The organism is Nocardioides sp. CPCC 206348 (assembly GCF_048654705.1).
GTDB lineage: Bacteria > Actinomycetota > Actinomycetes > Propionibacteriales > Nocardioidaceae > Nocardioides.
Window position 1 is genome coordinate 79,797 of record NZ_JBMCZA010000229.1, and the last position, 10,680, is coordinate 90,476.

Consider the following 10,680-nt stretch of genomic DNA (forward strand, 5'->3'; position numbering starts at 1 on the left):
GTCTCTTGCGAGATCACAATGGCGGTGGCGGTGGGATTTGAACCCACGGTGGGTTTGACCCCACACAACATTTCGAGTGTTGCACCTTCGGCCGCTCGGACACGCCACCGCCGGAGAGGCTACCGGAGCAGGGTGGGGGTGCTGAAATCCGGCACCCCACTCGCGGCGAGTGTCAGCGGGCGATGCGCCCGTGCACCGGACGCGGCGCGAGGACGCTGGCGCTCGTAGTGCCGATAGCCGTGTACGCGACGGACAGCTCGGCGGCGGACATGTCGAAGGCGATCTCTCCGACGACCTCCGGGTCGGACTCCTGCGCCGTGAGTAGCTCGACTGTGTGCGAGCCGGCCGCAACGGGGACGATGACGGTGATGACGCCGTTGCCGGAGTCACCTTCGGACGCGAAGGTCAGGCCGTGCACGACGTCGATCTGCTTGCCGTCGATGAACAGCGTGAAGAGCAGCGTGTCGAAACCAGCGACGTTCTTGTCGTCAGCGGCGTCGATCGTGGCCGTGATCTGCACGAAGCCCTTCCTGGAGGAGAAGGTCGTCGCGACCGGGATGTCGAACGCCGAGAAGCCGTAGGCCTCGTTCATCACGGCACCCCACAGGCGGGGGTCGTCAACGATGTCGCTGGCGCTCACGCTGTCGTTCCTGATGTCGGCGCCAGTGAGGGTCTCGTTCCTGACGTCGGTGCCCGTCAGGCTCTCGTTCGTGACGTCGATGGTGGACACCGTGCCGTCCTTGATCTGCTTGCCCGTGATCAGGGCACCGGCAACGGCGCCCCCGGTGCTGCCCATCAGGAGTACGACGACGAGAAGGGCGAGGCTCAAAGGGGTGATTCCGCCGAAGAATCGGCGGCGTGTCGGGGTGGTCAACGGAACTCCTACAGTTGGTGACATGAACCCCGCACCGTAGTCGGGCGTGACATGCCTGTCAGGGGATTGGGACAGGTCTGTACGAACGGTTGGAAATCCCGGGAACGGCGCAATGCGTCCATCCCTTCGGGAGGTTCGCCACAGCCCCTCGCAACGTGGTTGCAACGTTGCCCGGGCATCGTCAGGAGCACGAGACGCTGGTCACACGGAGGGCGACGATGTCTACTGGAGCAATGACGGACGCCGAACCCACCCGGATGCGCGCAGAGGTGGCGGCGTCCTGGGAGCGCTCGGCCGCGGCGGGCGTCGACGTCACCCAGCTCGAGGCGCCGATCGCACTGGAGACCCCTGACCTGCGCGGCCTGCGCGAGGCCCATCCCCTCGCCCGCGTCTTCCCCCTCCTCGATGACGTCCTCGGCAACGAGGTCCGCGACTGTGGCGCCGTGATGGCGCTCGCCGACCACGAGGGCACCCTGCTCTGGGTGTGCGGTACGCCGGAGCGGCTCCGCCAGACCGAACGGATCGGGTTCGTGGAAGGCAGCAACTGGGACGAGCGGCTGGCCGGCACCAATGCGCCCGGGCTCGCGCTGGCCACCGGCCGCGACGCGTTCATCACCCGCGACGAGCACTTCCGCTCCTCGGTGCGCTCGTGGAGCTGTGCGGCGACGCCGATCCACGACCCCGCCACCAGCCAGGTGCTGGGCGTCCTCGACGTGACCGGGGGCGACGCGATCGTCGTACCGCAGACCATGGCGATGGTGCGGGCCGCAGCCCGCCTGGCCGAGGCCGAGCTCGCCCGCCTCCTGCCGCCGCCTCCCACCCCGGAGCGCGCCACCGGCCTGCGCCTGGTGCTCGAGCTGCTCGGCCACAACGAAGCGCTGATCACCATCGACAACGGCCAGGGCAAGCTCAACCGGCTCCGGCTGTCGCGCCGGCACAGCGAGATCGTCGCGTTGCTCGCGGCGTACCCGGGCGGTCTCACCGGCGACGAGCTCGCCGTCATGCTCTACGAGGAGGACGGCGGTACGTCGACGCTGCGCGCCGAGCTCAACCGGCTCCGTGGCCTGCTGGGCGAGGACCTCCTCGCCTCCCGCCCCTACCGGCTGACGGCCCCCGTGTCCGGCGACTGGCTGGCGGTCGAGGCGCAGCTCGCGGCCGGCGACCTCCGCTCCGCGATGCGCGGGTACGGCGGCCCGGTCCTGCCGCGCTCGACGGCACCGGGCGTCGTACGACTACGCGACGGCCTCGCCGCGTCGCTCCGCCAGGGGCTGCTCCGCTCGCAGGCGCCGGAGCTGATGTCGGCCTGGACCCGCTCGGGCTGGGGCCGCGACGACTACGACATGTGGCTCGCGCAGCGTGCCGTCGTGGCGCCGACGTCGCCGATGCGCGCCCTGGTCGAGGGGCAGCTCGCCCGCCTCGACCGCGACCTCGCCTGATTGAACTGGCCGAGCGTGTCTCCGGCGCAAGAGGGGGCAGCAAGCTGCCCGTCGCACGCCTCCCGCCACGCTGCCGGCTGACCGCCGTCAGACGCAACCAGTCCGCAACGTTGCCCTTCGTAACGTCGTGATCACCGTCACACAACGGCCCACCGACGACACCTGGAGGACGCCATGACCGTCTATGCAGCACCCGGACAACCCGACTCGCTCGTCACCGTCGAGTCCCGCTACGGCCACTACATCGGTGGCGAGTGGGTGGACCCGATCAAGGGCGACTACTTCGAGAACATCTCGCCGGTCAACGGCAAGCCGTTCACCGAGATCGCCCGCGGCACGGCCGAGGACATCGACGCCGCGCTCGACGCCGCGCACGCCGCGGCCCCGGCCTGGGGTGCCACCTCCCCGGCCGAGCGGGCCAACGTCCTCAACAAGATCGCCGACCGGATCGAGGAGAACCTCCTCCAGCTCGCCGTCGCGGAGACCTGGGACAACGGCAAGGCGGTCCGCGAGACCATCAACGCCGACCTGCCGCTGGCCGTCGACCACTTCCGCTACTTCGCCGGTTGCATCCGGGCGCAGGAGGGCGGGATCTCCGAGATCGACGCGAACACCTACGCGTACCACTTCCACGAGCCGCTGGGCGTGGTCGGCCAGATCATCCCGTGGAACTTCCCGATCCTGATGGCCGTGTGGAAGCTCGCACCCGCACTGGCCGCCGGCAACGCCGTCGTGCTCAAGCCTGCCGAGCAGACCCCGTGGTCGATCCTCAAGCTGATGGAGATCATCGGCGACCTGCTGCCGGCCGGCGTCCTCAACGTCGTCAACGGCTTCGGCGTCGAGGCCGGGAAGCCGCTGGCGTCCAGCCCGCGCATCGCGAAGATCGCCTTCACCGGCGAGACCACCACGGGCCGGCTGATCATGCAGTACGCCAGCCAGAACATCATCCCGGTCACCCTCGAGCTCGGCGGCAAGAGCCCGAACGTGTTCTTCGACTCGGTCAACACCGAGAAGGACGCCTTCTACGACAAGGCGCTGGAGGGCTTCACGATGTTCGCCCTCAACCAGGGCGAGGTCTGCACCTGCCCGTCGCGCGCGCTCGTGCAGCGCAGCATGTACGACACGTTCGTGCCGGACGCGATCGAACGGGTCCGCGCGATCAAGCAGGGCAACCCGCTCGACGACACCACGATGATGGGCGCCCAGGCCTCCAACGACCAGCTCGAGAAGATCCTGTCGTACATCGACATCGGCAAGCAGGAGGGCGCGAAGGTCCTCATCGGTGGCGAGCGCGCGATCCTCGAGGGCGACCTCGCGGAGGGCTACTACGTGCAGCCGACCGTGTTCGAGGGCGACAACTCGATGCGGATCTTCCAGGAGGAGATCTTCGGTCCGGTCGTCTCGCTCACCAGCTTCGACGACGAGGCCGATGCCCTGAAGATCGCCAACGACACGCTGTACGGCCTCGGCGCCGGTGTCTGGTCGCGCGACGGGTCCCAGGCCTTCCGTGCCGGCAAGGAGATCCAGGCCGGCCGGGTGTGGACGAACAACTACCACGCCTACCCGGCCCACGCGGCCTTCGGCGGCTACAAGCAGTCCGGCATCGGCCGCGAGAACCACAAGATGATGCTCGACCACTACCAGCAGACCAAGAACCTGCTCGTGTCCTACAGCCCGGACGCGCTCGGCTTCTTCTGATGGATCGCGTGGCTGTGACCGGTGAGGCGGCGGAGTTGCTCCGCCGCCTCACCGAGGCCAACGGGCCGGTGATGTTCCACCAGTCCGGTGGCTGCTGCGACGGGTCGTCGCCGATGTGCTTCCCCGACGGCGACTTCCTGCTGAGCGACGCCGACGTCCACCTCGGCGACCTCGACATCGACCTGGACCGTCAGGTGCCGGTGTGGATGTCGAAGGCGCAGTTCGAGTACTGGTCGCACACGCACCTGACCATCGACGTCGTCCCCGGCCGGGGTGCGGGCTTCTCCCTCGAGGCGCCGTACGGCGTCCGGTTCCTGATCCGCTCGCGGCTGTTCACCGACGAGGAGTCCGCGGAGGCGGCCTCGTGATGGTCCGGGAGGTCGCGCTCCTGGTGCGCGACCTCACCCGCTGGTTGCTCTCCGCACCCGGATCGTCGTCCAGTCCCGACTCGGCGCGATCCATGACGCTCCCGCGTACCTGACCACGATCAGGTGCCTCCCGGACCGCCGGGGCCGCAGAGCGACCCGGGCGACGCCGTTGACCAGCGCCGGCCGGGCCACCAGCCGTCCGTTGTCGTACACGCTCACCCGGCCCGTCGCCACCAGGCCGGTCGCGGCGATCCGCGTCGTCACGATGACAGCACGACCTCGCGGAACGACCGACCGTGAGGTCGTGACCGCCATCCGGGAGGCACCGCGTCGCACGACGGCGGTCGCGGCGCTGTCCGCACTCCCCGGTGCACGTCCGTCGACGGTGGCCGTCACCCGGACGGACAGCCGCTTGCCGACGTCGCCCCTGCGGACCTGGTACGACGAACCGGTGGCTCCCACGACGGGCGACCCGTTCGCGAGCCACTGGATCGTCCCGGACACACCCGGGACGTCCCAGGTGCCGATGGTCGCCTTCAGCTTGTGCCCCACCTGGGCCGTCCCCGCGATCGAGGGCCTCACCGTCGCGACCGGGGCAGGTCCGTCGCCCTGGACCACCGTGACCGTGTACGTCGTGGACGTCACGTGGTCCTGTGCGAAGGCCTGGACCTGCACGGTGGTCGGACCATCGAGCTGGAGCTCCACCGTCCGCGGCCGGGTGTCGTCGACCAGCACTCCGTCGACCTTCACCAGCCCGCTCGGGGTCCGCGGGTCCAGGTCGAGGTCGACCTCGTCGGTGCCTGCCGGCACCGTCAGCGTGTACGCCGCCACGTCGGGCGAGAACGCCGGCGCGAGGTCGCCCGGCTCGGCCGCCAGCGCGACCAGGCGGGCGTCGTCGTCGTACTCCTGCGGACCGGTGGTGGCCACGCCGAACACGCCGCCGGCCCAGCCGCCCGTCGACTGGAAGCGCACGGTGACGACCGGGATCTTCTGTCCGTCGCCGTCGAGCACCGGATCACCGTTGGCATCGACCTTCCAGCGCGGGTTGTCCAGATGGGTTCGCGGGATCTCGTCGGTCACGAAGTGGAAGACGTTCGTCCCCGCGGCAGTCGTGATCGTCTGGGTCTTCAGCTTCACGTCGTTGAGGTAGACGTCAAAGGAGCGGCCCTGGTCCCCGGAGTAGTACCGGGTGCGCAGGAAGTTCTGCGCCTGGGCAGGGTCGACCTCCAGGTCGTAGCTGAACCAGCCGTCCGGTCCCGGAGCGTGCCGGAACTGGCGGCCGTTGAAGGTGCCGACCGACGAGGTCGACGACGCCTTGAGGTTCTTGGCGTTCTCGAAGTTGTTGTTGTCGAAGCTGTCGAGGGAGTCGATGACGATCTCGTCCTCGCGCAGCCGCTCCTTCGCGTCGAGGATCCGTTGCTGGGCGGCCGCGGAGTCCTTGACCTCGTAGCTGAAGTAGAGGCCGTAGCGCTCGTCGTGGCGCCGGTAGTGCGGCGTGAAGACGAGACCCTCTCCGTCGACGGTGTTGCGCAGCTCGAACTGGACCTGGCCGTCGGCGGAGTCGGCGACCCTGACCAGGTTGTCGGCGATGTCGTCCTTCCACGCCTGCACGGACTCCGCATCGAGGACGATCGTCTGCTGTGCCTCCGGATCCAGCGCCGGCACGCGAACCAGGATCCCCACCGGGTTGTACTTGTCCAGATCCCTGGTGCCGAGTCCGGCGCTGAGCACCGCCGGCCCGTACCTGAACGCGAAGAAGTCCGCGTTGTCGGGCGTCGCAATGACCTCGACCTTCATCGGCAGGCGGTAGGTGACCACGTCGCCAGCGACGAGACCGGTCAGGACGACGTACCCGTCGTCGATCGTCGGAGCGACCTCGGACCCGTTGACGGCCAGGGCCGGTCCACCGACCACCCAGTCCGGGACCCGCAGCCGCAGCTGGGCGTCGGCGGCGACCTGGCCGCCGTCGGCCGCCCCGATCCGGAAGGTGACCGTGTCGCTCGTGGGCAGGTCCGCCTCCTGGGTGACGGCGAGGTTGGTCTCCGCGTCCTCGAAGCGGGAGCTGAAGAACAGGTTGACCCAGACGCTGCGGGTGCCGGTGAAGTACATCGAGTCACCGAGCTTGGAGAAGTTCTCCATGCCGGTCCCCGTGCAGCACCAGAACAGCGTGTAGGGCAGTGAGTAGAGCTTGTAGTAGCCCGGCGCCATGGCCTGGAAGTACGTCGTCATGCCGGTCTCGGGGTTCTGCGACGACACGATGTGGTTGAGGAACGTGTTCTCGTAGTAGTCGGCGTACTTCACGTCCTGGGTGAGCTTGAACAGCTCGCGCGACAGCTTCAGCATGTTGTACTCGTTGCACGTCTCGCTGGTCTCCGCGTTGCCGGTCGCCCCCTTCTGCGCAGCGAACTCGTGAAGCGACTCCGGGTCGTGGAAGTGCTCGGCCTGGCTGTTGGACCCGGTCGCGTAGGTGTGGTCGTCGATGACGATCTGCCAGAAGTTCTGGGCAGCCTGGAGGTACATCGGCAGATCTGCCTTCTCCTGCTCGCTCAGCGTGGCGTACAGCTCCGGGTCCTGGGTGAAGACGGTGTAGCGCTTCAGCGCACCGATCAGCTTGGGGATCGTGGTGTTGGCGTGCTTGCCCGAGAGCACGTCCTGCCCGTTCGCGAGCTGCCGGAAGAGGCTGACCTCGTCGAAGGCCTCGGCTGCCTCGTTGAAGTGGGGGTTGCCGCCACTACGGACGTACAGCTCGTAGAGCGCGTCGTTCATGCCGCCGTACTCCGTGCGGAGCATGACGCTGGTGTCGCTCAGCGTCGACACCCGGCCGTGGAGGTACTCGCCGAAGCCCTCCGCGATGGAGAGTGCCTGATCGCCGGTCGCTCCCCCGACGTACTTGTCGATGTCGAGCAGGCCGGCCAGCACCTTGTGCAGGTTGTAGTACGGCACGATGACCGGATCGTTCGACGTGCCACGCCCCTCGACGGCGTCCAGGGCGGAGTCGCGGAACGGGCCGACGTAGCCCTCGCGAACGGTTCCTGCGTAGGTCGCCTGGACCTCGGCGAGGCCGGCGACCGCCTGGTCGATCTCTGCACGGAGCGCCGTGCGGACGTCGGTGTCGGGGGTGCCTGCCCAGGACAGGGCCAGCGCCGACATGTAGTGCCCGAAGGCGTGGCCGCGGAAGTTGCCGCCCGTGCTGCCGTCCTCCCAGCCGCTGTAGCCGGACGCGGTGGGCGGGGTGAGCCCAGCGGTCTTGTGGAACCAGAAGAGGAACTTCCCGGAGTCCAGGCTGGTGAGGTACTCCTGCTCCTTCGCCGCCGCGTTGTTGAGGTAGTCGTCGTCGACCCGGACGCCGAGGCCGCTGTCCTCGAGGACCTCGCGAGGCGCCGGGACCACGACCACGAAGGTGCGCGTCACGGGATCGCCGTCGGCGTACCGGACCGTGGCGGTCAGCGTGACCTCGGCGTCGGCCTCGCCGTCGCCGGGCGGGTGCACCGAGCCGTCGGTGCCGATCACGTCCGGGTCGCTGGAGGCCCAGGTGATCTCCGCGCCGTTGGCGGCCTCGGAGGGCAGGGCGAGTCCGACCGTCGCCGTGTCCGGAACGTTGATGTCGTCGGCAGCGGCCTGCGCGAGGGCCTCCTTGTCGAGGCTCCCGCCGCCCTGCTCGTAGAGGGTGGCGACATCGGCGGTGCTCGCGACACCGGTGTAGAGACCGTACTGGTCGAGGGCGCTGGCCAGGAACGCGCCGTTGTACTGCGGGCCGTTGAAGCCGATCGTCTTCGGCAGGGCAGCCGTGCCGGTGATGACACCGGTCGAGGCTCCTGCGACGGGCTGGGCGACCTGGGAGGGAACCCTGATGCCGTTGCGGTAGAAGCTCGCCTGCTTGGTGGCACTGTCGTAGGACACCGCGACGTGCGTCCACTGGCCGGCGGGGAAGAACGTCGCCCGGTCGCTCGAGGTGACCCGCAGCTTGTACGGCTGCGCACCGCCGGGACCGACCGAGAGCGCCAGGGGCGAGCTGTTGCCCTCCGACGAGAGGTACCAGCCGTCGGAGTTGTAGGCCTGCTTGCTCCACGTGATCACCTGCTCGCCGGCCATCGCGGTGGCTGGCTTGAGCCAGAAGGACACCGTCAGCGCGGCCGGCTGGAGCGCGACACTGGTGCCGAGGTCCAGGTAGGTGCCACTGGTCAGCTGGAGGGCCCTGGAGCCGCTCGTGACGCCCTCGACGAAGGAGTACGACGGTGCGCCGCCACCCACCTTGCGCGCCTCGACCGGAACGGCCGCGCCACTGGCATCGACGAGGTCGTCCTCGAAGGAGAGCAGGAGGGCCGGGTGGTCGAGGACCGACGCAGCGGCGGCCGGTGCGGGCGGCAGCGCGAAGACCCCGACCAGGGTCAGCAGGATGGTCGCGACAGTGGCGACCCTGTGGGACATGTTCGACGGCATGGTTGCTCCACGGTCCAGGAAGTGATGGCCATCACAGTACTGTTAGCGCTAACATGATCGTCAAGGCCAGAATCGGATCAGTCCGAGAAATCGGGCTCCACACAGATGGGGGCTGAATGTGAACGCTCACGCAATGCACCGAGCCACGAGCAATCGGCGGGACTCGTGATCGCCCGCGAGGTGGTCCTGCTCGTGCGCGACCTCGCGCTGTGGGTGGTCCGGCACCCGAGCCGCGACTCGATGGTGCGGTAACACGCTGTCCACCGGGGAGCGTGAGCGTCAGCGCTGGCCGATCCGGTGGATCCAGAGCGCGTTGGTGGAGCCGGGGACGCCGGGCGGGCTGCCGGCAACGATCACGACCAGGTCGCCCTCCACGACGCGGCCGCTGCGCAGCAGCTCGTGGTCGACCTGCCGGACCATGTCGTCGGTGTCGACCGGCGGCGCGGTCGTGTAGGCCTCGACACCCCAGCTGAGGGCGAGCTGCGCACGCACCTGCGGGTCCGGGGTGAACGCCAGCACGGGGATGCGGCTGCGCAGCCGGGCGACCCGACGGGCCGAGTCCCCGGACTGGGTGAAGGCCACGACGTACGACGCCCCGACCCGCTCGGCGACCTCCTCGGCCGCCTTGGTGATCACTCCCCCGCGGGTGTGCGGGTCGAAGTCGATCCGGTCGAACCTGCCGAACTGCTGGCTCTCGAGCGCGTGGCGCTCGGTCGACGCGATGATGCGGGCCATCGTCTCGACCGTCGTGATCGGGTGGGCGCCCACACTGGTCTCGCCGGAGAGCATCACCGCGTCGGCACCGTCGAGCACCGCGTTGGCGACGTCGCTGGTCTCGGCACGGGTCGGCGCCGGGCTGGAGACCATCGACTCGAGCATCTGTGTCGCCACGATGACCGGCTTGGCGTTGCGGCGGGCCGCCACGATGACCTGCTTCTGGAGGAACGGGACCTCCTCGAGCGGACACTCCACGCCGAGGTCGCCGCGCGCGACCATCACGCCGTCGAAGGCGGCGACGATGGCGTCGAGGTTGGCGATCGCCTGCGGCTTCTCGATCTTCGCGATCACCGGGACGTGCACGTCCTCCTCGGTCATGATCGCCCGTACGTCGTCCGCGTCGGCGGCATCGCGCACGAAGCTCAGCGCGACGAGGTCGACGCCGAGGCGCAACGCGAAGCGCAGGTCGTCGGCGTCCTTGGCCGACAGCGCCGGGACGGAGACCGCGACACCCGGGAGGTTGATGCCCTTGTGGTCGCTGACCTGCCCTCCGACGAGGACCTCGGTCACGACGTCCTTGCCCGTCACCTCGACCACGCGAAGGCGGATCTTGCCGTCATCGATGAGGACGGGATCACCGGCGCGAACGTCACCCGGCAGGCCGTCGTACGACGTCGCGCAGGCCTCGCTGTCCCCGAGCACGTCGCGGGTGGTGATGGTCCACCGCTGGCCGCGGCGCAGCACGACCGGTCCGTCGCCGAACCGGCGCAGCCGGATCTTCGGGCCCTGCAGGTCCGCCAGCACCGCCACCGCGCGGCCACTGGCCTGCGCGGCAGCGCGGACCCGACCGTGGACCTCGGCATGGTCCGCCTGGGTCCCGTGGCTCATGTTGAGCCGGGCGACATCCATGCCCGCGTCGACCAGCGCCCGGACCTGCTGCTCGGACGCCGTCGCCGGCCCGAGCGTGCAGACGACCTTTGCGCGGCGGGATCGCTCCAACGTCGTCCTCAGATCCCCGACGCGAGGCGGTGGTAGGCCGCACTCCAGCGCAGCTCGCGCTGGAAGCTCCGCGGCGTCGTGTCGGCATCGATGACGGCGATCTCGACGCCCGTCATCTCCGCGAAGTCGGCGAGCACGTCGACCCCGA

The 10,680-nt window shown here is 69.2% G+C and carries 6 protein-coding genes and 1 tRNA gene; 3 read left to right on the forward strand and 4 right to left on the reverse strand.

All coding sequences use genetic code 11. From position 1 onward, the window contains the following. Positions 1 to 19: 19 nt before the first annotated feature. Positions 20 to 109, reverse strand: a tRNA-Ser gene (locus ACOADB_RS26220). Between the two features lie 63 nt (positions 110 to 172). Beyond that, entirely contained in the window at positions 173 to 874 is a 702-nt protein-coding gene (locus tag ACOADB_RS26225; protein WP_378605920.1) for a hypothetical protein, read from the reverse strand. A 218-nt stretch (positions 875 to 1,092) separates the two neighbouring features. Here ACOADB_RS26225 and ACOADB_RS26230 point away from each other — a divergent pair, with 218 nt between their 5' ends. From ACOADB_RS26230 to ACOADB_RS26240, 3 genes are all read left to right on the forward strand, one after another. After that, on the forward strand, positions 1,093 to 2,310 hold the full coding sequence (locus ACOADB_RS26230; RefSeq protein ID WP_378605923.1) for a GAF domain-containing protein: 1,218 nt from the start codon (positions 1,093 to 1,095) through the stop codon (positions 2,308 to 2,310). A 174-nt stretch (positions 2,311 to 2,484) separates the two neighbouring features. Next, positions 2,485 to 4,008, forward strand: a complete 1,524-nt coding sequence (locus ACOADB_RS26235) for an aldehyde dehydrogenase family protein (protein ID WP_378605926.1) — start codon at positions 2,485 to 2,487, stop codon at positions 4,006 to 4,008. Continuing rightward, complete coding sequence (locus tag ACOADB_RS26240; RefSeq protein ID WP_378605929.1) at positions 4,008 to 4,376, forward strand: DUF779 domain-containing protein; 369 nt, start codon at positions 4,008 to 4,010, stop codon at positions 4,374 to 4,376. Before ACOADB_RS26235 ends, ACOADB_RS26240 begins: the two co-directional genes overlap by 1 nt. A gap of 33 nt (positions 4,377 to 4,409) precedes the next feature. Here the strand turns inward: ACOADB_RS26240 and ACOADB_RS26245 are convergent, their stop codons facing one another. Together ACOADB_RS26245 and pyk are read right to left on the reverse strand one after the other, a co-directional pair. After that, entirely contained in the window at positions 4,410 to 8,804 is a 4,395-nt protein-coding gene (locus tag ACOADB_RS26245) for a beta-L-arabinofuranosidase domain-containing protein (RefSeq protein ID WP_378605932.1), read from the reverse strand. Positions 8,805 to 9,095: 291 nt separating this feature from the next. Beyond that, complete coding sequence (gene pyk, locus ACOADB_RS26250; protein WP_378605935.1) at positions 9,096 to 10,532, reverse strand: pyruvate kinase; 1,437 nt, start codon at positions 10,530 to 10,532, stop codon at positions 9,096 to 9,098. Positions 10,533 to 10,680 lie beyond the last annotated feature (148 nt).

Coding starts and splice junctions, on each gene's coding strand:
- ACOADB_RS26230 (WP_378605923.1), top strand. CDS start 1,093: ATGTCTACTGGAGCAATGACGGACGCCGAACCCACCCGGATGCGCGCA.
- ACOADB_RS26235 (WP_378605926.1), top strand. CDS start 2,485: ATGACCGTCTATGCAGCACCCGGACAACCCGACTCGCTCGTCACCGTC.
- ACOADB_RS26240 (WP_378605929.1), top strand. CDS start 4,008: ATGGATCGCGTGGCTGTGACCGGTGAGGCGGCGGAGTTGCTCCGCCGC.
- ACOADB_RS26245 (WP_378605932.1), bottom strand. CDS start 8,804: ATGTCCCACAGGGTCGCCACTGTCGCGACCATCCTGCTGACCCTGGTC.